This window comes from Caloramator sp. E03, from assembly GCF_006016075.1.
GTDB lineage: Bacteria > Bacillota > Clostridia > Clostridiales > Caloramatoraceae > Caloramator_B.
In genome coordinates this window covers 1559036-1582349 of sequence record NZ_CP040093.1, presented here as the reverse complement: position 1 = coordinate 1582349, position 23314 = coordinate 1559036, and the positions used below count along the sequence as shown (strand labels likewise).

Genomic DNA, 23314 nt, shown 5'->3' with positions numbered 1-23314 from the left:
TAAAAATTCAGCATGTATTGAAAATACATGCTGAATAATAAATTACATAAATATCATTTTTAATATGAATAATATAGCAAGAATATACATTGTTGGAGATATTTTTTCTTTTTTACCTCCAAGAAAGTTAAATACAACATAAGATACAATACCAAACATAAGTCCATTTGCTATGCTATAGGTTAATGGCATAAGTATTATTGCCAAAAATGCAGGTATTGCCTCAGTATAATCAAAGAAATCTATTTTGATAACATTTTGAAGCATAAAAAGTCCAACTATTATAAGAGCTGGTGCTGTAGCGCATCCTGGTATTGCCATAAATATAGGTGCTAAAACTATTGAAAGAAGAAATAAAACTCCTGTAACAACAGCTGTAAGTCCTGTTCTTCCTCCTTCAACTACTCCAGCAGAACTTTCGACATATGTTGTAACAGTTGAAACACCTACACATGCTCCAAGGGTTGTACCTATTGCATCAGTTAAAAGTGCTCTATCTGCCCTTAAAACTTTCCCATTTTTATCAAACATATTTGCCTTTGAAGCTACTCCAACAAGGGTTCCAACTGTATCAAAGAAATCAACAAACAAGAAGGTAATCATAATTGAAAGAAAATTTAATAAAGCTCTGCTGTCCTTTAAAAATGAAAAATCAAATTTTCCTGCAATAGGTCCTATTCCATAAACTGAAAAAGCTGCTGAAGGAAGATGTATATCATAAAGCTTTGATGCATTTTCAGGGCCGATTATTATTGCATAAATCCAAGCTATTACCGAACAAGTAATAATTCCCCATAGTATAGCGCCTTTTACATTTTTATGAACAAGTACTCCAATTATTATAATACCAACAAGACATATTATAACCCTTGGATCTGCAATTTTACCAAGTGTTACAAGGGTTGCTTCATTAAGAACAATCATTTTAGCATCTTCAAATCCAATAAATGCAATAAAAAGCCCTATACCTGCACTTACCGCAAGCTTTAAGGAATTTGGTATAGCATTTACAACAAGTTCTCTAACCTTTGTAAGAGATAAAATTATAAATATTATACCTTCAATAAATACAGCCGTTAATGCCACTTTCCATGAAACCTTCATAACACCACAAACAGTAAAAGCAAAGAAAGCATTAAGACCCATACCTGATGCAAGAGCAAAAGGAAGATTAGCATAAAAGCCCATTATTATAGTTGTAACTCCTGCTGCAATACAGGTTGCAGTAACCAAAGCACCCTTGTCCATTCCAGTCGTTGATAAAAAAGATGGGTTTACAGCTATAATATAAGCCATAGTAAGAAAAGTAGTTATACCTGCAATAACTTCTGTCTTAACCGAAGTGTTATTTTCTTTAAGCTTAAAGTACCTGTCAAAGAATCCCTTGTTGTTTAAATTTGCTTTAGCCGTCTGAGTTTTTGTACTCAAAAAAATCACCCCTTTATTTAAATTTTTATAATTATATTTATTTTATCTTATTCAATAAATACTAATTTTAAATTTATTTTTTATTTATTTGTTTAATTATTTTATTCTTCGCAATCTACAAAACTGAAATTCTTCAATAACAGGATTTAGTTCGCTGTTCATTAATAATATTTGTATAGCGTATAATAAGTCACTTCCATCATAAAGTAGGTACTCATATCCGTCAAAAGTAAAAGTGACCCTATACCTTTTAAACATATTAATAACCTCCAGCCTGGTTATATTTACCATTATATATATTATATTTTATTTTTTTTAATAATATCAACTATATTCTCAATATGTATGAAAATGGAAAATTTCAGATTCAAAGATTTGAAATGCTACACATTGTGCGATATGTTAAATTGGAGCTCTAACAAATCTTATAAAATAGGATACGAACAATATTGAATATTTTTATCCCTAATTATGTTACTTATGGTATTAAATATTTTCCTCTCTATTTATATATATTTCTAAAAAAAAATGATATGCACTTTTAATTAATTCTGTTCAAACATATTATTTAAACCAAAAAATTAAGACCTTGAAAAACTATTTTCGGTTCTATAATAAATGTTGGGGTGGTAAACCTCAACATTTTTATTTAAATAGAAAAAAGCACTTTATTCAGATGCCAACTTTGCTAAAATAAAATTAACCAAAACAAAATTTTAGAAAGGAGGCATCCAATAAAGTGCTTAAGTATAATTTTATCAACAATTTACTAAACTTAAAAGATGTTTTTGTAAAAAACGTTGTTAATAAAGATGATTTTATTGAGATATTTGTTGAAACTAAAAAGAAACCACATGTTTGTCCAGTTTGTGGCTATACTACATCTAAAGTTCATGATTACAGAAAACAAAGAATTAAAGATGTACCCATTCAGTTTAAAAAAACTTTTATCATTCTTAGAAAAAGGAGATTAGTATGCTCAGAATGCGGTAAGCGCTTTTATGAAAAGCTAGATTTTCTTCCACGCTATCATAGAATGACAAACCGCTTATCTTTCTTCATAATTAACGAACTATCTAATGTTAATAGCATGAAGCATGTTTCCTTAAAAGCCAATGTTTCCACCCATACTGTAAAACGCATTTTTGATACTGTTAGTTATACTGCGTATTCTTTGCCTGAAGTTATATCTATTGATGAATTTAAAGGTAATTCTGGTGGCTCAAAATATCACTGTATATTAGTTGATCCTGTTAATCATAAAGTAATTGATATTATTAAAGATAGACGATTTCATATCCTTTCGGATTACTTTAGAAATTTTAAAAACAGGGATAAGGTAAAATATGTAGTTATTGATATGTGGAGTCAATATGCTGACATTGCTAAAACATACTTTAAAAATGCAACTATCATCATAGATAAGTTCCACTTTATGCGCTACAACACCTGGGCTATAGAAAACGTTAGAAAGCGCATTCAAAAGAATATGGATAAGAAACTAAGGCGATATTACAAAAAAAGTCGAAAACTCATTCTTGCTAGAAAAGATTCCTTAGATGAAGACTCTAAGAGACAACTTGAAATTATGCTTTTATACAATGATGAATTAAGACATGCCCATTACCTTAAGGAATCCTTTTACAAAATTTCAGATGCAAGGTCTGCTTCTGAAGCAAAAATATTACTAAAGGAATGGATTGAGATAGCAAGAAAAAGCGGTATAAAAGAATATATTTCATGTGCAGAAACTTTAAGCAGGTGGTTTAAGGAAATAGTTAATTCCTTTGATGTTCCTTATACGAATGGATGTGTTGAAGGTTTTAACAACAAGATTAAAGTTATTAAAAGAAATGCGTTTGGGTTCAGAAATTTTAACAGGTTTAGAAATAGAATTCTGCATTGTTGCAAGTAATTGATTACTGTACTCTATTTTTCAAAAACCAACATTAGTTTGGTCTTTTTGTTATGCCCATTTTTAGAGAATTTTTGATTCACTTTCTTTAATTCGTTAAAACTTCTTGAAAATTAGCAAGGGCAGGCATTTGAATAAAATGCCCACCCCAACTATTGACATAGAACCCTATTTTCAAGGTCTTATGGAGCTTCATGGGGGACTCGAACCCCCGACCTACTGATTACGAATCAGTTGCCCTACCGACTGGGCCAATGAAGCATTCTACAAGTATATCTTAATTAGTTTTTATTTTAATGTCAACATAAAAAACAGACAACCTCTTAATTGCTATGATATCTGTCAAGGTTGCCAAATTTAGTATATTGACCAAGCCATGCTAACTCTGTTGTTCCTGTTGGACCATTTCTTTGCTTTGCTATAATAACCTCTGCAATACCTTTTTTATCCGTTTCCTTATTGTAATACTCATCTCTATATAAAAACATAACAATATCTGCATCCTGCTCTATTGAACCTGACTCTCTAAGGTCTGACAAGATTGGTCTGTGATCTGCTCTTGCCTCAGGAGCACGTGAAAGCTGAGATAAAGATATTACTGGTGCTTCCATTTCCTTTGCAAGTGCTTTTAGTGATCTTGATATTTCTGATACTTCCTGCTGTCTATTATCGCTTTTACCACTGCCAGACATTAATTGAAGATAATCTATTAAAATAAGATCAAGCCCACTTTCAATTTTAAGCCTTCTACATTTTGATCTCATTTCAACTATTGATATCCCAGGGGTATCATCAATATATATCTTAGCATTGGCCATAGGGCCTGCTGCTCTCGCAAGCCTTATCCAATCATCTTCTTCAAGATCTCCTGTTCTAAGTTTAAGCATATCTACATTAGCCTCTGAACAAAGCATTCTATATGCCAGTTGCTCTTTTGACATTTCAAGGCTAAATATCGCAACGCTTTTTCCTGCTCTTAAAGCTGCATTAAGTGCTATGTTAAGAGCAAATGCTGTTTTTCCCATTGAAGGTCTTGCTGCTACCAGTATAAAATCACTTTTTTGAAGTCCTGATGTTTTTCTATCAAGCTCTGTAAAACCTGTAGGAATTCCTGTTATTTGACCTTTATTTTTATATAGCCTTTCAAATTCATCAAAACTTCTTGTAATAATTGTACTTAAATGTTCAAAGTCCTGATGACCTTTTTTTTGTGAAATATCAAAAATGCTTTTTTCAGCAGTTCCTAATACCTCTTCAACATCTTCCTGTTGTGTATAGCATTTTTCTATAATCCCATTTGATGCAAATATAAGCCTTCGTAGTATACTTTTTTCCTCAACTATCTTAGCATAATATTTTACATTGGTTGTTGTAGGAACAGAAGCTGCAAGAGATGAAATGTAGGAGACTCCTCCAACAACTTCAAGATGATTCCTACTTTTTAAAATATCAACTAAAGTAACAACATCAACTGGTTCGTCCCTATTGAATATCTCAACTATCGTTTCAAATAATATTTTATGAGATTCTTTATAAAACTCATCCCCTGATAAAATTTCAGCTGCTGCAGCTATTGCCTCCTTATCAAGAAGCATAGCTCCCAATACTGCCTGTTCAGCCTCAATATTATGCGGAAGCACCCTAACTCCTTCCATAATACCATCTCCTAAAAGATAACTTTGAGGACTTCATCTATATTTTTTACAGGTATTATTTCTATCTCCTCATCTTCTAAAGATATTTCTTTAAAATTCTCAAAGGGGATTATAACTTTTTTAATACCTGCCTGACTTGCACCATATATTTTTTCAATTACTGACCCTACTGGTTTTACATGCCCTAAAATAGATATTTCTCCTGTAATTGCAACATCCTGCCTTACAGGTTTTTTTGTTATTGCACTTAAAGTTGCAACTGCAATTGCAACTCCTGCAGAAGGCCCATCAATCCTTCCTCCTCCAATAACATTTACATGTATGTCATAATTTGAAATATCTTTTCCTGTAATGCTTCTTATTACTGATGCGGCATTAAATACCGAGTCCTTTGCCATAGAACCTGCTGTATCATTAAACCTAATGGTTCCGCCTCCACATGTTCTTTCAAAAGCAACTGCTTCTATTTCAATTGTTGAACCTACAAATCCGCTGACACCAAGACCAAAAACTTTTCCAATCTCATATTCACTTCTGCCTTTTATTTTATTATAAGGGAGGAGCCTTGATAGTGATATAACTTCATATAAATCCTCACAGGTTATTCTAAGGTTTTCTTCTCCTCTTTTATAAATCACATGACCATATACATCTGCAAGTATATTTACAGCTTTTCTTCCTTCAATGGTATATTGGCTTATGATTTCCGCAACTTTATCATCTATTCCTATTTTTAACTTTTTCGCTGCATTTAAAACAATATTTTGTATGTCCTTTTTCCTTAAAGGCTCAAAATAAACCTCAGCACATCTTGACCTTAATGCTGGATTTATCTCATGAGGTTCCCTTGTTGTAGCACCTATCAATATAAAATCAGCCGGTGCTCCTTCCTCAAATAACTTCTTTATATAAGCTGGAATATTTTCATCATCAGGATCATAGTAAGATGATGAAAACTCTACTTTTTTATCTTCTAATACTTTTAATAGTTTAAATTGAAGTTCTAAATCAAGTTCTCCTATCTCATCAATAAACAAAACCCCTCCATGAGCCTGTGTAACAAGCCCTATTTTAGGTTCTGGTATACCAGTTTCTGCAAGATCCCTTTTTGAGCCTTGATATATAGGATCATGAACAGATCCTAAAAGAGGATTTGTAATTTCCCTTGGATCCCATCTTATTGTAGTTCCATTAACTTCAATAAAAGGGGCATCTTTTCTAAACGGAGTTGATTTTAGTTGTTTTGCAATATCTAATGCAATCCTTGCAGTAGTTGTCTTGCCTACGCCTGGAGGGCCATATAAAATTATATGCTGTGGAAATGGTGAAGCAAGTTTTGATAAAACCGAAGCCACAGCCTTTTTCTGACCAATAATCTCATCTATATTTGTCGGTCTTAAAAGTTCCATTGCTGATTTTGAAAGCTTTATTGTATCAAGCTTTTGAAGGTATATAAGCTTTTTAAAAGTATTTTTATTTTCTTTTCCCTTTCTCTTTTTTATTATATTTAGCTTTATCTCATCAATAAGCTTGTCCTGTTTATCTTTAAGGTAATTTTCAACTTCAATTTCAAGCTCATTTTCTAAATTAGCTTTAGCAATTAATTTAGCTAATTCTTTTTTAATACATTCCATAACATATATAGGATCGTCAATATAACTATCCTTTTTCAAAATAAGCTTTTGAAGAACATATATCCTATCCTCAATGTTTTCACTTTTAATATTTTCACTGAGCCCTTCTGATTCTATTGCCGAGGAAATATATTCTTCACCCCAAATTCTCTTTATCAATTCAAATATTTCATCTACTTGATAAAACAGCGTATTGTATGCATCGTTTAATACTTCATCCACATTTTTTGCTTCGACTGTTACTACTTTTTTCACTTATAATCCTCCTAATCCTGAACAATTGTTACTTTTAACTTTGCACTAACCTCAGGATATATTTTTACTTCAACATCATAGCTTCCTGCAACTTTAATTGCTTCATTTAGCACTATCTTCTTCTTGTCTATTTGATATCCGTACTGGTTTTTTAATGCTTCAGAAATATCCTTTGAAGTTATTGAGCCAAAAAGTTTACCATTCTCTCCTGCCTTAACTTTTAATGTTAAGGTAAGCTGTGAAATCTTTTTAGCAAGTTCCTGTGCCTCTTGCAATTCCTTTAATTTCTTTTTAGCTTCACTTTCTTTTTTTATTTGATAATCTTTTATAGTTCCTTCAGTAGCTTCCATTGCAAGGTTTTTAGGAAAAAGAAAATTTCTTGCATATCCATCGGAAGCATTTACAATATCACCTTTTTTACCAAGACCTTTAACATCTTGTTTTAAAATAACTTTCATTTTTTGTCACTCTCCTTTAAGTAATTATCTATTGCATTATAAAGCATTTTTTCTGCTTCATTAATTGTAACATCTGTAAGCTTGGCCCCTGCTATAGTCATGTGGCCTCCTCCACCCATACTTTCAAGTATAAGTTGTACATTTATATCTCCAAGGGACCTTCCACTAATCATTATTTCATTTCCTAAGGATGCCATAACAAAGGATGCTTCAATTCCATTTATCTTTAAAAGTTCATCTGCAGCTTGAGGTATTATTATGCTATTTTTAACTGGATTTCCTTGAATAACAACAGCAATTCCATTTTTAATCTTTGCACTCGATATTAGTTTTGCTCTTTCTTGATAAGTTTCAAAATCATCCGCAAAAAGCTTTCTAACCTCAATCAAATCAGCACCAAGCCTCTTTAAAAAACCAGCTGCTTCAAAAGTTCTAACTCCTGTTTTAAATGTAAAGTTCTTTGTATCAACGTAAATTCCAGCCATTAAAGCCTGTGTTTCTATATCAAGAAGCTTTGGTTTCTCAATAAGATACTGTAAAATCTCTGTCACAAGCTCACTTGCTGATGATGCGTAAGGCTCTATATATGATATAGTGGCATTATCTATAAAATCAACACTTTTTCTATGGTGATCTATTATTATTATGTTATTTATTCTATCAAGCATCTCTTTGCATTCTACAAAACTTTTTCTATGAACGTCAACTAATACTAAAAGAGGATTTTTAGTGATTTTAGAAAAAGCATTTTCCTTATTAACAAAAATTCCTTGATGGTCTTTACTTTTTACAAATAAATCAACTAATCTTTCAGCAGAGCTGTCAGGTTTATTTAAAAATATATATGCATTTTTGCCTCTTTGTCTGCATCCTCTATACATACCAATAGCTGCACCAATACTATCTATATCTGGAGTATCATGTCCCATTATTATAACTTCACTGCTTTGATCTATAAGTTCTGAAATTGCATGAGCTATAACTCGTGCCTTTACTCTTGTTTTCTTCTCAACTTCCTTGCTTTTTCCTCCATAGAATGAAAGCCTATCTCCATCTTTTATAACAGCCTGATCTCCTCCACGTCCAAGCGCAAGATCCTTTGCTGCAACTGCATATTGATGAACATTATAAAATGTATCTGCATTCTTACCAATTCCTATACTTAATGTAACAGGCATTTTATTTCCAATATCTATCTCTCTTATAGCATCAAGTATATCAAACTTTCTCTCTATAAGTTGGCTTAAATACCTATTTTCAAAAACAATAATATATTTATTATCATCATATTTTCTAATAAAACCTTCAAGAGAACTGGCAAAAGCATTTATTCGTTTGTCTATCTCAGCAATAAGTGCTGGTCTGTTTTGCTCTTCTGTACTTTTTACAACTTCATCATAGTTATCACATTCGACAAGAGCAACAACAGTTTTTTTATCGCTATACATTTCTGAGATAGTATAATAATCAGTTTTGTCAACAAAATAAAGAATAACAATGTATTTCGTATCCTGTTTATTACTATTTATCTCAATAGGGCTTACAAGAATATTAAATATCTTCTTATCTAAAGCCACCTTCTCAAATACATCTATTTTCTTTTCAAGTATTTTATTAAGATTAAAATCCTTTATGAGTACATTTATATTTTTACTGTAAATATCCTTAGAAGCAATAGATGTAAAAAGGCTATTACCCCATAATATTTGACCTTCACTATTTACTATAACAAGAGGCATAGGAATTTTGGATAGTGTGTTCCTTCCTGCAACGTCAAGATTTTCCGAAACATCCTCTATGAACCTCTTCCATTCATCTTTTCTTAGCCTGTTATTCCTCAAGTTGTAAAATACAAGATATCCAAACATTAAAATACATGCAATTCCAACATATAGGTGACCTAAAAAAAGTATCAATAAAATAAGAATAGCTATTATAAGCATATACACTCTTGTGTTAGGAAAAAAACTTTTAAATTTATTATCCATAATAACCCTCCATTATATGGAGTATTTAGCTTCTTATTATTCTTTTCTCATCGAGTTTTCTTAAATTTAAAGCATAATCTATTATCCCTACAAATAATAAAAGCCTTCCTATCTGTGATAACATCAAAAAAATCAATATAAATATTCTAAGTCCCTTTGTAACATCCTTTTTCTTCATAAAAAAGTCTACTGTTGCAAGTCCATCTATGATAAAGGCAAACTGTAATAGTATGGTTGTATTAATAAACAACATTTGAGAATTTTTTATTTTAAAATATACCATTAAATATGACAACAAAACAAGGCCTATTATTCCCATTACAAATTGAACCGACATATACCACTCTGAAAGAGGCTTTATTTTACTATAATTATATCCAAATCTTTTGAAAACTTTACCTGCAATAACATAACTTATAAATGCCATCATTATACTTCCAATCAAAAGAGCAATTGGAAATATGGTTTTAAACACATCTGCCGTTGGAAAAGCATTTAAAGCAATATCTTGGGTTTCCTTTGGTACACCCATTTTTGAATACATCTGCATTGCTATTTGTCTCATTTCATCCATTTGTTGAGTTAACATAGATATAATATCCTGCCCCATAAAAAAGCTAAAAACCTTCATTACCAATATTAAAGATACAAACATAGCAGCCGACATTACTATTATAGAAAAGAAAAAATCCTTTTTATTTTTTAGGCAATATCCAAGAACTATGCTAACAAGTCCAAAAGTAGCAGTTATATTAAGTGCTGATATTGGATCATAAGAGATTGCAGTTATTATACCGGCAACAATAAGAGACATTATACTGTATTTTACACCATGCCTTACATAAATAAATGTAATAGGAAGAGGCCATAGGAATATTCCTATCATATAAAGTACAGGTATATAAAGGCTAAGAAGTATCAATACTACTGTTATTGCCGTTAGTATCGCTGATTCTACTAATGATTTCGTTGAACTTTGAATTCTCATAATAAGTCCCCCTACTCAGATTTTCGTCCACTTTTTATATACGAAATAAGCCTTGAATAATCTTGATATTCTTTTTCCACAACGTTTTCTTCATAAACACCAACTTTTAATTTTTTAATAACTCTATCATCTATTGTAGAATAATCAATGCCAAGTCTTTTTGCAAGAAGATATGAAAATATTATTATCTCTGATAATTCATCTATAATATCATCTATATTTCCTTTGTTGCCTTTTGCCATAGTCGTAAATAAGTCTGATACCGATGCTAATAAAAAAGCCTTATAATTTTCGATAAGTTTTATATTACTCATTATATCAAAATCTTCATTATTCATATAATTCAACCCCCAACCATGTTTAAATAACTATATAAATACCTTTTAATGTAATGCTACAACATAGCAAAGAAATTATCAAGATAGTAAAATAATAAATAAAAAAGTGCCAATGGCACTTTTTTATTTATTATTCTGTTGTATATGGTAACAAGGCAATATTTCTTGCTCTTTTTATAGCTATTGTAAGCTCTCTTTGATGCTTTGCACAATTTCCTGATATTCTTCTTGGAAGAATCTTGCCTCTTTCTGTTATATATTTTTTAAGTTTTGCTACGTCTTTGTAATCTATAACTTCAGCTTTATCCATGCAAAATGTGCAAACTCTCTTTTTTGCTTTTCTTTGCTTTGGATTCTTCTTTACATTTGACATCTTATCCCTCCTTACCTTAAAGAATTAGAATGGAATATCATCATTCGTTTCTACTGGGAAGAAACCCGTATCTTCAATATCATGATCTTCACTTAAAATATCAGTTTTTTGAGTAGAACCTCCATCCTTAGGCCTATCTAAAAACTGCACTGTATCTGCTATAACCTCAGTTATATACCTATTAGTTCCATCCTGTGCAGTATATTTTCTCGTCTGAATAGAACCTGATACAGCAACAAGCCTACCCTTTGAAAGGTTGTTTGCAACTGTTTCAGCAAGTTTTCTCCAACAAACAATTGGAATAAAGTCAGTTTCCCTTTGACCACTTTGGCTAGTATAATTTCTATCAACTGCTAAAGTAAAGGTGGCCACAGCAATCCCCGATCCCGCTGTAAATTTTAGCTCTGGATCACGAGTAAGTCTGCCTATTAATATAACTTTATTCATTGTTACACCACCTTATTATTAATCAAGTTTAACAATGATGTGCCTAATAATATTGTCGGAGATTCTTAAAACTCTGTCTAATTCTTTAGGTAATTCGTTATTTGCACTGAAATTCATTAATACATAGTAGCCTTCGTTTACCTTATTGATTTCGTAGGCAAGTCTTCTCTTACCCCACTCATCAATATTTTCAACTACTCCTCCACCATTTTCAACAACACCTTTTACCTTTTCTATAACGCCTTTAACTTCTTCTTCATTTAAAGTAGGTGCTATGATATATAGAGTTTCATATTTTTTCATGACGTTCACCTCCTCCCTCTGGACTAACGGCTCACACGCTGTGAGCAGGGATTACAACATTCCTATTTTATCATAATTCTCATTGATGAGCAATATTATTGTTCTCATTTTCATTAGCTTTTTTAACTATTTTTTTTACTGACTTTTCAAACTTTGGCCTTGGAAGCATTACAATTCTTCCACAACCTAAGCATTTTATTTTTATATCAGCTCCAAGCCTTATTACTTCCCATTGATTACTTCCACAGGGATGCTCTTTTTTTGTTTGAACTACATCTCCAAGGCTAAAATTTGTTACCATCTTTCTCCCCCTTTTTGTAATCCATGATAATCCTTTTTGGAATTGGTATAGCAATGTTATTTTTATCAAGTGCATTTTTTATTCTTTTTCTAAGCTCCATTTCAATACCCCATTGTTTCATTGGCTGCGTCTTTGCAATTACCCTTATAGTAGCACCAAAATCACTAAAATTTGTAACTCCTAACACGCTTGGGCCTTCTACTATCTCTTTAAACTCTTTTTTCATTTCATCATTTACCATTTTAATAATATCTATTGCTCTGTCAATATCCTCTTCATAAGATATTGTAATATCTACAAGAGCTCTCATATTTCCTCTTGATTTATTTGTAACTATCGCTATACTTCCGTTTGGTATTATATGAAGATCTCCTGAAAAATCTCTAAGCTTTGTAACCCTAATTCCTAATGTCTCAACAAATCCAGAAAGGCCATTTATTTCAACATAATCTCCTACAGCAAATTGATCTTCAAATAATATAAAAAATCCAGATATCACATCTTTAACAAAATTTTGTGCTCCAAAGCCTACAGCTACTCCTGCAACACTCGTTACTGCAATAACAGTTTTTATACTAAGCCCTAATGTTTCTAATATCCATACAACACCAATAAAATACATAACATATCTTAATATGCTCTTTGATAACTCACTTAATGTATCTGCTTTCTTATCGTTAATTCCAAATTTAGACTGCTTTTGTTTATTAAAGAATCTACTTATAAGCTTATTGCCCAAACTTATTGTAATTTTAATTAATATAAAAATTACGACTGTTTTTAATAAACTGGTTGCATAATTTATCAAAAGTTTATCATTAAAATTAAAAAAACTATTATCCACAAAATCCCCCCTTTTTCATTATGATTATATCCTATTTTTATATTTTAAAACAATAAAAAATAACAGAATAAAATTCTGTTATTCTAAAGATTCAATTGTTCTATTATTGCCTGTCCCTTTTACAATATATATTTTTTTAATCTTTATCCTATTTTCATTCACAAGGGTTTTAATATTATTAACATTATCAACAGAAAACCGTATGGAAAGTCCACAACTTAATGTAATTTCTCTTGGTGTTGGAATTATCTGATGATATATATTTTCACCCTTAAGTACTGCTTCTGCCTGCATTGCAAAGTTTACACTTTCAAAAGTAATTAAACCATATTCATTCATATAAATCACTATAATTTTATTGTATTTGAGGCAGAATTCATTTTTTCAACGATGGTATACATATTAGTGATATTTCCAACAGCAAGCTTATCTTTAATACCATAAAAATCAAGACAAGTTCCACATACTAATATCTCTACTCCACTGCTTTCTAAAGTTTTAATACTTTCTAAAACATCAGAGCCTTCAATTGTAAGCCTTGCACCACCATTTACAAAAATCATAGTTTTTGGCTTTATTTCAGATTCAGTTAAAGCATACAAATAACTTTTCATTAGTGCAGCACCAAGTTTATCATCACCTGATCCAAATCTATCACTGCTAACAAGTATCACTATTTTTTCGCTTTCAGTTTCTATTTTACAATCACAGCTTGTAAAATCTTTCTTTATAACTATATGAAATAGTTTGTCTTCATTGAAAACTTCAAAGTTTAGCCCCATGTTTTTTGCAAGTTTAGATACATTTTCTTTTGCAGCCTCATTATCAACAATAACTTCAAGCTCTCCTGATTCCATGCTTTCCAATTCTTTTTTGGTCATTATAACAGGTTTAGGACATGCCAATCCTCTACAATCAATTTTTTTCAAATCAATCCCTCCTTAATTCATATATTTTAAATATAGCAAAAAAGAAATAAAACATATTAATTATAGAAAAATTCAATATGATATCGTAAACTATTTAAAATATTAATTTATTTTTTATTTATTATATCAATTATTGCAAGGGCTATTTTATACATACTTGTTGATTTATCCATACTCTTTTTTCTCATATATTCATAGGCTTTTTCTTCACTCATGTTATATTTTGACATAAGTAACCCCTTTGCTTTCTCAATTATCTTTCTTTCATTTATTTTAGAATTAAGCTCTAATATCTTTTTAAAGTTTACGTATGCATTATCAATTACATATTCAATATTAGATACGTTAAGAGGTTTCTGCAAATATGCATATATTAGTTTTTGTTGAAGCTTTACTGCATATTCTGAAGGATTTGTTTTAAGAGTTATAATACAAGGGCAAATTCCTTCTCCCTCAACTATGTTGCTTATTTCAAAGCCTGATATACCTTTTATATTTACATCGACAAGTACAGCGTCTGGTTTTAAAGTCCTTATTTTTCTTATTAAAGCTGTTCCCGAAGTATCTGTATCAATAACATTATATCCAAGGCTTTTTAAAAGAGACGACGTGCTTAAAATAAAACTTTCATCGTTATCTCCTAAAATAATTCTAAGCCGTAACATAATCTGCTCCTAAAACCTTGTTAGATACTTTTCTATCTCCCAAGAAGATATGCTCTTATTATACTCTTCCCATTCTATTTTTTTAGCTTCAACAAATCTTTCAAATATATGCTTACCTAGTGCCCCCTTTATAACTTCATCATCACATAAAAAATTAATTGCTTCATTTAGCGATTGCGGTAGAGATTCTACTAAATTTTTATCCCTATATTCTTCATCCATATCATTAATAGTCTTATCAATATTTTTTGGTGGCATAATATTATTTTTAATACCATCAATACCTGCCTTTAGTATCACTGCCAATGCAAGATATGGATTACATGATGGATCTGGACTTCTTAATTCAAACCTTGTATTTTCTTCTTTGCTTATAGGAACTCTTATTAAAGGACTCGTATTTCTTGAAGACCATGTTATGTAAACAGGTGCTTCATAGCCTGAGATAAGTCTTTTGTAGCTATTAACTGTTGGATTAGTTATTGCACATATAGATTTGGCGTGTTTTATAAGTCCTCCAAGGTAGTTATATGCTATTTTGGATAATTTATATTTGTCAAGTTCATCATAAAAAACATTTTTATTATTCTTATTACTATAGAGTGCTTGATTTATATGCATTCCTGAACCAGGTATGCCATTTATAGGTTTGGGCATAAAAGTAGCATGAAGGCCATGATTTTTTGCCACAATCTTTATAACTGATTTAAAGGTCATTATTTTATCAGCTGCATATAGTGCTTCTTCAAATTTAAAATCAATTTCATGCTGACCAGGAGCTATCTCATGATGAGATGCTTCTATATCAAATCCCATTTTTTTAAGTGTCATAACCATATCTCTTCTTGCATTTTCTCCTAAATCAATTGGAGCAAGATCAAAATATCCTGCATCATCATGTGTTATTAGCGTAGGTTTTCCTCTATCATCAGTATGAAATAAAAAGAATTCACACTCAGGTCCTATGTACATTTTATATCCCATATCTTCTGCTTCTTTACAAACTTTTTTTAATATAAATCTTGGATCGCCCTCAAAAGGAGTACCATCAGGATTATAAACATCACAAATAAATCTTGCTTCTCTTCCAAAAGCTCCACCCCATGGATATATACAAAATGTATCAATATCCGGTCTTAAATACATATCTGACTCTTCCATCCTCACAAATCCATCTACACAGGAACCATCAAAAGCAACTTCATTATTTAATGCCTTTGATATCTCTTGAGCAGGAATTGCTACATTCTTCATAACACCAAGAATATCTGTAAACTGAAGATAGATAAATTCTATTCCTTCCTCATCAATAATCCTTATTATATCTTCTTTTTTGTATTTTCCCTTCATAATAACCTCCTGTAAACTTTTAAAGTTTTGTTAAGTTATATGATATTTGAATTTCATCTCTCCTTTGAGTTATCTTATATATAGCGAAAAACAAAATACCTCCGAAGGAGAGATGAAATTATGTGCAAGTCATTGAATAAAATTTCATGTCCAAGATGCCATAGTCAAAATCTCTATCGCTTTGGGAAAGACAAAGCAGGTAATCAAAAATATCAATGTAAAGACTGTAGACGTCAGTTTACTCTTGAAGATTATAAGGGTAAGAAAATCGTGTATTGAGAGGGTATCCTCGTTGTCCTGTTTGTGGTAGTGGTACTTATTTGCACCATGATTATGAGTACTATTCCCATTATACTTGCAACTCTAAAAAATGTGGTCATTCTATTTATGTTGCAAAACCTATTAATATACCCTCTGCATCTTGTGAATTAATTAAAGGAAAGACAGATTTTAAAAGAATGAGATTTCCATTATTTTTAATTCTTACTGCACTTAACCTCTATTATCTAAATGGTTCTTCAACAAGAAGAATATCTCAATTTTTTAAACTAACCTACAATGTCAAAGTTTCTCATGTAACTATTGCATCTTGGTGCAAAAAAATTTGCTCCAATTTTTCTAAGTATAGCTAATAAACTTACTGAAAATCTTGATTTAAGTGCATCTGATGAATGGCATGCCGACGAAACTGTCGTTTTTATTAATGGTAAAAAACATTATCTTTGGTTAATTATAGATTCAGAAACCAGAATGGTTCTTGGTTTTAATTTATCTCCTTCAAGAGATGCTTCTCAAGCTTTTTCCTTGTTTAAATCTGCAAGTAAGTTTGGATGTCCATCGGCTATTGTGACCGATAGATTAGGCTCATATAATCTTGCTACTAAAACTATTTTTAATTCTTCAAAACACATAAAAGTTCAATCATTTAAAGATGATATATCCAACAACTTGCTAGAAGCTTTTAATGATACATTTAAAGACTGGTATAAACGTAAAAGAGGTTTTAAATCATTTGAAAGTGCAAACACTCTAATAGCAATGTTTATTTTCCATTATAATTTTTTAAGACCTCACTATTCTTTAAACAATCTAACTCCTGCACAAGTTGCTGGTATTTTAGTTGATGAAAAAAATATTAATAACTGGCTTCTGTCTGCTTAATTCTCAAATAAACCATATATTCTTAACACACCTACATTTTAAGTTTTAAGTAGGTGCCTTCGGCATGCCTTTTTTTGATAAATCCAGTATTATCAAATTTTATTAATTTAGATTACATAAAAAAACTGTGTAATTTTGTGTAATTATACGTGTAGCTACGCTATTTTTTCATATTTACTTAACACAATCACTTTTAATTATTATACAATATTATATAAAAGTAATTAAAAAAAACAATATGTAAAAGAATTATGTTATAATATCAAAAGAGGTGATTAAATGTTTACTGAAGCTTTTATTAAAAAGGTTAAAAATATAGCTATTTTTGTTATTGTTTATACTTTGCTCTTTATTTTATTTTTTTCAACTTTATCGTATACTCTTCCATTTGTATTAGCTTTTATAATTGCATTATGGATTAAACCCATTACCATTTTTTTAAATAAAAGGCTGAAAATAAGTCTTAACATTTCTTCACTACTGTCAACTATCATTATATTTACCATTATATTATTTATAATTGTTTTAATAATTTTTAAAATATCTATAGAAATTAGAGATATACTAAATAATCTACCTGATATAAATAATATAATAAATATTTCTCAAGTTTACATAAATAAATATGAACAATATTTTTCGCAGATTAGCCCTGAATATGTGAATAGATTTAAAGATGAAATTATATCATTATTATCAAATGCATATTCTATAACCGTTACAATACTTAAAACATCTGTATCCTTTGCAATTAAACTTCCAAAGGTTTTTCTAATCATATTTATAACACTAATTGGAACTTATTTATTTTCTATTGATTTAGCACTTATGCAAAGTAGGTTTTTATCTATATTTTCCGATAAAACTAAAGATAAAGTTGTTATGATTTGGAACGAAGGAAATAAGATGTTTAGTGGCTATATAAAAGCTTATACTTTTATTGTATTCTTAACATTTATAGAAACTTTAATTGGATTTTCAATACTTAAGATAAGATATGCATTGTCCCTTAGTATTATAAGTGCAATATGTGATCTGCTTCCTATTATAGGAATTGGCATAATATATTTTTCAGTTGCTCTTTTTTACTTCTTTTCAAAAAAGTATGCTATTTGTTTTAGCATATTATTGCTATATATAATTGTAACAGTTTTAAGACAGATACTTGAACCTAAAATAGTTTCTTCATCTCTTGGGCTTAAACCTATTGCTGTTCTTGCAGCAATATTCATTGGAATTATGTCTCATGGATTTATTGGAATGTTATATTTATTATTTCTCTTAGTATTTTATAAAATATTAAACAAATCGAATGTACTGTAAAATTTAGAATAATTATCCTCTCTTTTGGATAAACTTTTTATATAATCAAAAGGGAGGTTTTTTTATGCTAAAAAATGGACCTCTTTACTTTTCTGTAGATGGAACTAAACCTGAGTCAATATTTTTAATGTCAAAAGAGATTATGAATTTACTAATAAACATTAATTATGATTTTAATAATATTATTATTCTGTGCATAGGTACTGATCGTTCAACTGGTGATTGTCTTGGGCCTTTAGTTGGCGAAAAGCTTTCAAAACTTATTAAAAAATCATATATACATGTATTAGGTACACTTAAAGAGCCTATCCACGCAAAAAATCTTGAGCCAACTATAAATAATATTTACTCATCTTTTAATAAACCTTTAATTATTGCAGTCGATGCTTCATTAGGTAAAATTGAGAATGTTGGAAAAATAAATCTTATTAAAGGACCTTTATATCCTGGAGCTGGAGTAAACAAAAACCTTACACCTGTTGGTGATATTAGTATAACTGGTATAGTTAATACTTCCGGCTTTATGGAATATATAGTTTTACAAAGTACAAGGCTTTACCTTGTAATGCAACTTGCTGATGTAATATCTTTAAGCCTTTTTTCAGCACTAAAAAAAATAAATACAAAATTAGGGTATATTCAAAATAAAGATGAATATACCCTATGATTTAAGAAATATAGTATGTCTTGAAAACTCTTACCATCAGCATTTATAATTAATGAGCCTTCACCTTTTCCATGAATTGAATTATAAAATTTTAAAATATCGTTATTTTTCATAGAATATATATATGCATCAGAAACAACCCCGTCACTTATGTTATAAACTTCAATTCCATTCTTTATGAGGAATTTCTTTAAATCTACTAAATTATTATCAACGCTTACAATCATAAAAACATCCTCCTTTAGATTAGTATTTGAAGGAGGATGTTTTTTATTCAAAACTTTCATTTTGACATAGCTTCTTTTAGTGCCATTTTTTCTTCATCTGAAAGATCATACTTTGATATTCCATTTTCTATTGGCTTTGCAAAGGTTGTACATTCATTTCTTCCATATATACCAGTTAAAACTATTCCATTATTTTTATCGTTTAATAATGCTATGGAAAAGCTTAAATCACTTCCAACATCATCAAATGCTCTGTATCTTACTATTGAAACTTTTTGAACACATCCTTTTAATCTTTCATTAATATCATTATAATCATCTTTAATATTTTTTACTGTTTCAATAGCTTCTTCAACATTCTTTTTATATTCAAAGAGCATTTCTTCAATATTTTTACCAGTAGAACCTTTCATCAATTTTCTATATTTTTTCTCTATTCTATTTAATTCAATTCTATTTAGTATTTCAATTATTAATAGTATTATAACAAAAATCAGAACCACTATATATATTATGGATTGATATTGATTAAGAATAGACAATATCACAGCTATATCATCTCCTCATAATTTAAATCAAATGTTTCACGTGAAACATTATATATTGAATAATTCTAATATCCTTTCTAAATCTTCTTTTGAGTAATATTCGATTTCAATAACACCTTTTTTTCTTTTTGTACTAATATTTACTTTTGTACCAAGGTGATTCATAAGTTTTTCCTGTATATCTTTAATATAAGAATCTTCTTTTTTGTTTTTAATCTTTTTTGTTTTATTATTCTTTATGTTTTGTATTATTTTTTCAGTTTGCCTTACATTTAATCCATCTTCAATTATTTTTTTTGCTATCTCAACCTGAAGCTGTTTATTTTCAATAGATGCTAATATCCTTCCATGACCTTCAGAAAGTTTACTTTCTATTATATAATCAATAACTTTCTTGTCAAGATTTAATAGCCTTAATGAATTTGTAATAACAGGTCTTGATTTTCCAACTCTTATTGCAATTTGCTCTTGTGTTAAATTAAATTCTTCCATTAATCTCTTATATGCAAGAGCTTCTTCTATAGGATTTAAATCTTCTCTTTGAAGATTTTCTATTAAAGATATTTCCATCATTTCTTTATCTGTCATATCTTTTATTATAACAGGAATTTTCTTTAATCCTGCAATTCTAGCTGCTCTCCATCTTCTTTCTCCGGCAACGATTTTATAATATTCTCCTTCTTTTCTTACAAGAATAGGTTGTATAATGCCATGCTCTCTAATTGACTCCGCAAGATCCTTAATATTCTCATCGTCAAACTTTTTTCTTGGTTGATTTTCATTAGGCATTATTTCATTTATATCTATCTCATTAATATTGTTTTCTGATGCTTTATTATCATTAATTTCAGGAATTAATGCTCCTAATCCTCTTCCTAAAGCACTTTTCTTAGTGCTCAACTCTATTCATCTCCTTCATCATATTCTAAAAATTCTTCAGCAAGTTTTTTATACGCTTCAGCACCTTTTGAGTTTTTATCATATAACATTATTGGCATACCATAACTTGGAGCCTCAGCAAGCTTTATATTTCTTGGAATTATAGTAGTATAAACCTTCCCTTTAAAGTATTTTTTAACTTCTTCAACTACCTCAATTGATAAATTAGTCCTTCCATCAAACATACTCATTATAACACCTTGTATATATATATCTTTATTTAAACTCTTTTTAACTAACTGTATTGTACTCATTAGATGCCCAACGCCTTCAAGAGCGTAATATTCACATTGAATAGGTATTAATACACTATTAGAAGCAGTTAATGCGTTTATACTTAATAATCCAAGAGAAGGTGGACAATCAATTAATATATAATCATATTTACTTTTTATACTTTCTAATGCATCTTTTATTCTCTTTTCTCTATTTGTTTTTGTTGATAACTCAATTTCAGCACCTGCCAATTCAACATTCGATGGAATTATATCTAAATCTTTAATTTTAGTTTTTATAATAGCTTTTTCGGCAGGAAGTCCCATAATTACATCATATATCGAATTTTCAAGCTTTCTTTTTTCTATTCCAATTCCACTTGTTGTATTTCCTTGAGGATCTATATCTAAAGTTAATATTTTTTTTCCCATTGAAGCTAAATATGCAGATAAATTTATATTAGTAGTAGTCTTCCCTACTCCTCCCTTTTGATTAAATATAGAAATTATTTTTCCCATTCTTATCACCTCCCTGTATATTTTTATATAAAGCCTAATATATATTTTACAGTAACATGTTTTATTATTAAATACTTTTGGAGGATTTTATGTTAAAAATAATATTAACAACATTTATTCTTGTTTTCATTGCCGAATTAGGCGACAAAACTCAAATAACTACAATGCTTCTTTCTGCAGAGTACCATTCTAAACTTTCCGTATTTATCGGCTCATCCCTTGCATTAGTTTGTTCATCGTTACTTGGGGTACTCCTTGGATCAATAATAAATAAATACATACCTCCTTATATTATTCAATTAGCATCATCAATAGCATTTATAATTATAGGTATTCTTCTTTTATTTAATAAAATATAACTAACCTAATATAATCTAAAGCAAATTTTTAAAGATTTTCCTTATTTTATTATAAAAAAAGGTTCTATAATAAATGTTGGGGTGGTAAACCTCAACATTTTTATTTAAATAGAAAAAAGCACTTTATTCAGATGCCAACTTTGCTAAAATAAAATTAACCAAAACAAAATTTTAGAAAGGAGGCATCCAATAAAGTGCTTAAGTATAATTTTATCAACAATTTACTAAACTTAAAAGATGTTTTTGTAAAAAACGTTGTTAATAAAGATGATTTTATTGAGATATTTGTTGAAACTAAAAAGAAACCACATGTTTGTCCAGTTTGTGGCTATACTACATCTAAAGTTCATGATTACAGAAAACAAAGAATTAAAGATGTACCCATTCAGTTTAAAAAAACTTTTATCATTCTTAGAAAAAGGAGATTAGTATGCTCAGAATGCGGTAAGCGCTTTTATGAAAAGCTAGATTTTCTTCCACGCTATCATAGAATGACAAACCGCTTATCTTTCTTCATAATTAACGAACTATCTAATGTTAATAGCATGAAGCATGTTTCCTTAAAAGCCAATGTTTCCACCCATACTGTAAAACGCATTTTTGATACTGTTAGTTATACTGCGTATTCTTTGCCTGAAGTTATATCTATTGATGAATTTAAAGGTAATTCTGGTGGCTCAAAATATCACTGTATATTAGTTGATCCTGTTAATCATAAAGTAATTGATATTATTAAAGATAGACGATTTCATATCCTTTCGGATTACTTTAGAAATTTTAAAAACAGGGATAAGGTAAAATATGTAGTTATTGATATGTGGAGTCAATATGCTGACATTGCTAAAACATACTTTAAAAATGCAACTATCATCATAGATAAGTTCCACTTTATGCGCTACAACACCTGGGCTATAGAAAACGTTAGAAAGCGCATTCAAAAGAATATGGATAAGAAACTAAGGCGATATTACAAAAAAAGTCGAAAACTCATTCTTGCTAGAAAAGATTCCTTAGATGAAGACTCTAAGAGACAACTTGAAATTATGCTTTTATACAATGATGAATTAAGACATGCCCATTACCTTAAGGAATCCTTTTACAAAATTTCAGATGCAAGGTCTGCTTCTGAAGCAAAAATATTACTAAAGGAATGGATTGAGATAGCAAGAAAAAGCGGTATAAAAGAATATATTTCATGTGCAGAAACTTTAAGCAGGTGGTTTAAGGAAATAGTTAATTCCTTTGATGTTCCTTATACGAATGGATGTGTTGAAGGTTTTAACAACAAGATTAAAGTTATTAAAAGAAATGCGTTTGGGTTCAGAAATTTTAACAGGTTTAGAAATAGAATTCTGCATTGTTGCAAGTAATTGATTACTGTACTCTATTTTTCAAAAACCAACATTAGTTTGGTCTTTTTGTTATGCCCATTTTTAGAGAATTTTTGATTCACTTTCTTTAATTCGTTAAAACTTCTTGAAAATT

General features: G+C 29.8%; 25 protein-coding genes, 1 tRNA gene and 1 pseudogene. 6 read left to right on the top strand and 21 right to left on the bottom strand.

What is annotated here, in order from left to right; translation table 11 throughout:
• Nucleotides 1–42: 42 nt before the first annotated feature.
• Nucleotides 43–1428, bottom strand: coding sequence for an NCS2 family permease (locus FDN13_RS07860; RefSeq protein WP_138979695.1), 1386 nt, complete (start codon nucleotides 1426–1428; stop codon nucleotides 43–45).
• A 739-nt stretch (nucleotides 1429–2167) separates the two neighbouring features.
• Here FDN13_RS07860 and FDN13_RS07855 point away from each other — a divergent pair.
• A complete protein-coding gene (locus tag FDN13_RS07855) occupies nucleotides 2168–3343 on the top strand; it encodes an ISL3 family transposase (protein ID WP_138979155.1) in 1176 nt (391 codons plus the stop codon).
• A 185-nt stretch (nucleotides 3344–3528) separates the two neighbouring features.
• Here FDN13_RS07855 and FDN13_RS07850 read toward each other — a convergent pair.
• The 16 genes from FDN13_RS07850 to glnA all read right to left on the bottom strand — a co-directional run bounded on the left by FDN13_RS07850 (nucleotide 3529) and on the right by glnA (nucleotide 15871).
• Nucleotides 3529–3604 (bottom strand) — tRNA-Thr (locus tag FDN13_RS07850).
• 62 nt (nucleotides 3605–3666) lie between these two features.
• Entirely contained in the window at nucleotides 3667–4998 is a 1332-nt protein-coding gene (locus FDN13_RS07845) for a replicative DNA helicase (protein ID WP_138979694.1), read from the bottom strand.
• An 11-nt stretch (nucleotides 4999–5009) separates the two neighbouring features.
• Nucleotides 5010–6887 (bottom strand): Lon family ATP-dependent protease, encoded by a 1878-nt coding sequence (lonC, locus tag FDN13_RS07840; RefSeq protein WP_138979693.1) that lies wholly within the window; start codon nucleotides 6885–6887, stop codon nucleotides 5010–5012.
• 11 nt (nucleotides 6888–6898) lie between these two features.
• Nucleotides 6899–7345, bottom strand: a complete 447-nt coding sequence (rplI, locus tag FDN13_RS07835; protein WP_138979692.1) for a 50S ribosomal protein L9 — start codon at nucleotides 7343–7345, stop codon at nucleotides 6899–6901.
• On the bottom strand, nucleotides 7342–9333 hold the full coding sequence (locus tag FDN13_RS07830) for a DHH family phosphoesterase (protein WP_138979691.1): 1992 nt from the start codon (nucleotides 9331–9333) through the stop codon (nucleotides 7342–7344). Before FDN13_RS07830 ends, rplI begins: the two co-directional genes overlap by 4 nt.
• A 25-nt stretch (nucleotides 9334–9358) precedes the next feature.
• Nucleotides 9359–10321 (bottom strand): YybS family protein, encoded by a 963-nt coding sequence (locus FDN13_RS07825; protein WP_138979690.1) that lies wholly within the window; start codon nucleotides 10319–10321, stop codon nucleotides 9359–9361.
• Between the two features lie 11 nt (nucleotides 10322–10332).
• Nucleotides 10333–10659: a MazG-like family protein gene (locus tag FDN13_RS07820; protein WP_138979689.1), complete on the bottom strand. Its 327-nt coding sequence runs from the start codon at nucleotides 10657–10659 to the stop codon at nucleotides 10333–10335.
• A gap of 130 nt (nucleotides 10660–10789) precedes the next feature.
• A complete protein-coding gene (rpsR, locus tag FDN13_RS07815; RefSeq protein WP_138979688.1) occupies nucleotides 10790–11032 on the bottom strand; it encodes a 30S ribosomal protein S18 in 243 nt (80 codons plus the stop codon).
• Nucleotides 11033–11056: 24 nt separating this feature from the next.
• Nucleotides 11057–11479: a single-stranded DNA-binding protein gene (locus FDN13_RS07810; RefSeq protein WP_138979687.1), complete on the bottom strand. Its 423-nt coding sequence runs from the start codon at nucleotides 11477–11479 to the stop codon at nucleotides 11057–11059.
• An 18-nt stretch (nucleotides 11480–11497) separates the two neighbouring features.
• Nucleotides 11498–11782, bottom strand: a complete 285-nt coding sequence (rpsF, locus tag FDN13_RS07805; protein ID WP_138979686.1) for a 30S ribosomal protein S6 — start codon at nucleotides 11780–11782, stop codon at nucleotides 11498–11500.
• Between the two features lie 79 nt (nucleotides 11783–11861).
• The gene (locus FDN13_RS07800) at nucleotides 11862–12083 is read right to left on the bottom strand and encodes a DUF951 domain-containing protein (RefSeq protein ID WP_138979685.1); all 222 of its coding nucleotides are present in this window, start codon (nucleotides 12081–12083) and stop codon (nucleotides 11862–11864) included.
• The gene (locus FDN13_RS07795) at nucleotides 12067–12927 is read right to left on the bottom strand and encodes a mechanosensitive ion channel family protein (protein ID WP_138979684.1); all 861 of its coding nucleotides are present in this window, start codon (nucleotides 12925–12927) and stop codon (nucleotides 12067–12069) included. Before FDN13_RS07795 ends, FDN13_RS07800 begins: the two co-directional genes overlap by 17 nt.
• A 78-nt stretch (nucleotides 12928–13005) precedes the next feature.
• On the bottom strand, nucleotides 13006–13266 hold the full coding sequence (locus FDN13_RS07790; RefSeq protein ID WP_138979683.1) for a DUF3343 domain-containing protein: 261 nt from the start codon (nucleotides 13264–13266) through the stop codon (nucleotides 13006–13008).
• Nucleotides 13267–13274: 8 nt separating this feature from the next.
• On the bottom strand, nucleotides 13275–13856 hold the full coding sequence (gene yedF / locus FDN13_RS07785) for a sulfurtransferase-like selenium metabolism protein YedF (RefSeq protein WP_138979682.1): 582 nt from the start codon (nucleotides 13854–13856) through the stop codon (nucleotides 13275–13277).
• 107 nt (nucleotides 13857–13963) lie between these two features.
• Complete coding sequence (locus FDN13_RS07780) at nucleotides 13964–14521, bottom strand: ANTAR domain-containing response regulator (protein WP_138979681.1); 558 nt, start codon at nucleotides 14519–14521, stop codon at nucleotides 13964–13966.
• Nucleotides 14522–14530: 9 nt separating this feature from the next.
• Nucleotides 14531–15871 (bottom strand): type I glutamate--ammonia ligase, encoded by a 1341-nt coding sequence (gene glnA / locus FDN13_RS07775; protein ID WP_138979680.1) that lies wholly within the window; start codon nucleotides 15869–15871, stop codon nucleotides 14531–14533.
• A 120-nt stretch (nucleotides 15872–15991) separates the two neighbouring features.
• Between glnA and FDN13_RS07770 the strand changes: the two are divergent.
• The 3 genes and pseudogenes from FDN13_RS07770 (at nucleotide 15992) to yyaC (ending at nucleotide 19022) form a co-directional block, all read left to right on the top strand.
• A pseudogene (locus FDN13_RS07770) lies at nucleotides 15992–17032 on the top strand (IS6 family transposase).
• Between the two features lie 279 nt (nucleotides 17033–17311).
• Nucleotides 17312–18355 carry a sporulation integral membrane protein YtvI gene (ytvI, locus tag FDN13_RS07765; RefSeq protein WP_138979679.1) on the top strand — a complete coding sequence of 348 codons (1044 nt, stop codon included), beginning with the start codon at nucleotides 17312–17314 and terminating at the stop codon, nucleotides 18353–18355.
• Between the two features lie 64 nt (nucleotides 18356–18419).
• On the top strand, nucleotides 18420–19022 hold the full coding sequence (gene yyaC / locus FDN13_RS07760; protein WP_138979678.1) for a spore protease YyaC: 603 nt from the start codon (nucleotides 18420–18422) through the stop codon (nucleotides 19020–19022).
• Here yyaC and FDN13_RS07755 read toward each other — a convergent pair.
• From FDN13_RS07755 to FDN13_RS07740, 4 genes are read right to left on the bottom strand one after another with little or no spacing between them, the layout of a single operon-like run.
• Entirely contained in the window at nucleotides 18995–19249 is a 255-nt protein-coding gene (locus FDN13_RS07755) for a YkuS family protein (RefSeq protein WP_168190110.1), read from the bottom strand. The genes yyaC and FDN13_RS07755 overlap by 28 nt on opposite strands.
• 56 nt (nucleotides 19250–19305) lie before the next feature.
• A complete protein-coding gene (locus tag FDN13_RS07750; RefSeq protein ID WP_371414811.1) occupies nucleotides 19306–19797 on the bottom strand; it encodes a DUF4446 family protein in 492 nt (163 codons plus the stop codon).
• Nucleotides 19798–19845: 48 nt separating this feature from the next.
• A complete protein-coding gene (locus FDN13_RS07745; RefSeq protein ID WP_138979675.1) occupies nucleotides 19846–20697 on the bottom strand; it encodes a ParB/RepB/Spo0J family partition protein in 852 nt (283 codons plus the stop codon).
• 2 nt (nucleotides 20698–20699) lie between these two features.
• Nucleotides 20700–21470 (bottom strand): ParA family protein, encoded by a 771-nt coding sequence (locus FDN13_RS07740; RefSeq protein ID WP_138979674.1) that lies wholly within the window; start codon nucleotides 21468–21470, stop codon nucleotides 20700–20702.
• Between the two features lie 89 nt (nucleotides 21471–21559).
• Here FDN13_RS07740 and FDN13_RS07735 point away from each other — a divergent pair, with 89 nt between their 5' ends.
• Both FDN13_RS07735 and FDN13_RS07730 read left to right on the top strand, forming a co-directional pair.
• Nucleotides 21560–21829 (top strand): TMEM165/GDT1 family protein, encoded by a 270-nt coding sequence (locus FDN13_RS07735; protein ID WP_138979673.1) that lies wholly within the window; start codon nucleotides 21560–21562, stop codon nucleotides 21827–21829.
• A gap of 194 nt (nucleotides 21830–22023) precedes the next feature.
• Nucleotides 22024–23199: an ISL3 family transposase gene (locus FDN13_RS07730; RefSeq protein WP_138979155.1), complete on the top strand. Its 1176-nt coding sequence runs from the start codon at nucleotides 22024–22026 to the stop codon at nucleotides 23197–23199.
• Nucleotides 23200–23314 lie beyond the last annotated feature (115 nt).

What these genes read in the sequence shown, in the direction of transcription:
- FDN13_RS07845 (WP_138979694.1), bottom strand. Translation starts at nt 4,998, where the DNA reads ATGGAAGGAGTTAGGGTGCTTCCGCATAATATTGAGGCTGAACAGGCA.
- rplI (WP_138979692.1), bottom strand. Translation starts at nt 7,345, where the DNA reads ATGAAAGTTATTTTAAAACAAGATGTTAAAGGTCTTGGTAAAAAAGGT.
- FDN13_RS07830 (WP_138979691.1), bottom strand. Translation starts at nt 9,333, where the DNA reads ATGGATAATAAATTTAAAAGTTTTTTTCCTAACACAAGAGTGTATATG.
- FDN13_RS07825 (WP_138979690.1), bottom strand. Translation starts at nt 10,321, where the DNA reads ATGAGAATTCAAAGTTCAACGAAATCATTAGTAGAATCAGCGATACTA.
- FDN13_RS07820 (WP_138979689.1), bottom strand. Translation starts at nt 10,659, where the DNA reads ATGAATAATGAAGATTTTGATATAATGAGTAATATAAAACTTATCGAA.
- rpsR (WP_138979688.1), bottom strand. Translation starts at nt 11,032, where the DNA reads ATGTCAAATGTAAAGAAGAATCCAAAGCAAAGAAAAGCAAAAAAGAGA.
- FDN13_RS07810 (WP_138979687.1), bottom strand. Translation starts at nt 11,479, where the DNA reads ATGAATAAAGTTATATTAATAGGCAGACTTACTCGTGATCCAGAGCTA.
- rpsF (WP_138979686.1), bottom strand. Translation starts at nt 11,782, where the DNA reads ATGAAAAAATATGAAACTCTATATATCATAGCACCTACTTTAAATGAA.
- FDN13_RS07800 (WP_138979685.1), bottom strand. Translation starts at nt 12,083, where the DNA reads ATGGTAACAAATTTTAGCCTTGGAGATGTAGTTCAAACAAAAAAAGAG.
- FDN13_RS07790 (WP_138979683.1), bottom strand. Translation starts at nt 13,266, where the DNA reads ATGAATGAATATGGTTTAATTACTTTTGAAAGTGTAAACTTTGCAATG.
- FDN13_RS07780 (WP_138979681.1), bottom strand. Translation starts at nt 14,521, where the DNA reads ATGTTACGGCTTAGAATTATTTTAGGAGATAACGATGAAAGTTTTATT.
- glnA (WP_138979680.1), bottom strand. Translation starts at nt 15,871, where the DNA reads ATGAAGGGAAAATACAAAAAAGAAGATATAATAAGGATTATTGATGAG.
- ytvI (WP_138979679.1), top strand. Translation starts at nt 17,312, where the DNA reads ATGTTTACTGAAGCTTTTATTAAAAAGGTTAAAAATATAGCTATTTTT.
- yyaC (WP_138979678.1), top strand. Translation starts at nt 18,420, where the DNA reads ATGCTAAAAAATGGACCTCTTTACTTTTCTGTAGATGGAACTAAACCT.
- FDN13_RS07755 (WP_168190110.1), bottom strand. Translation starts at nt 19,249, where the DNA reads ATGATTGTAAGCGTTGATAATAATTTAGTAGATTTAAAGAAATTCCTC.
- FDN13_RS07740 (WP_138979674.1), bottom strand. Translation starts at nt 21,470, where the DNA reads ATGGGAAAAATAATTTCTATATTTAATCAAAAGGGAGGAGTAGGGAAG.
- FDN13_RS07735 (WP_138979673.1), top strand. Translation starts at nt 21,560, where the DNA reads ATGTTAAAAATAATATTAACAACATTTATTCTTGTTTTCATTGCCGAA.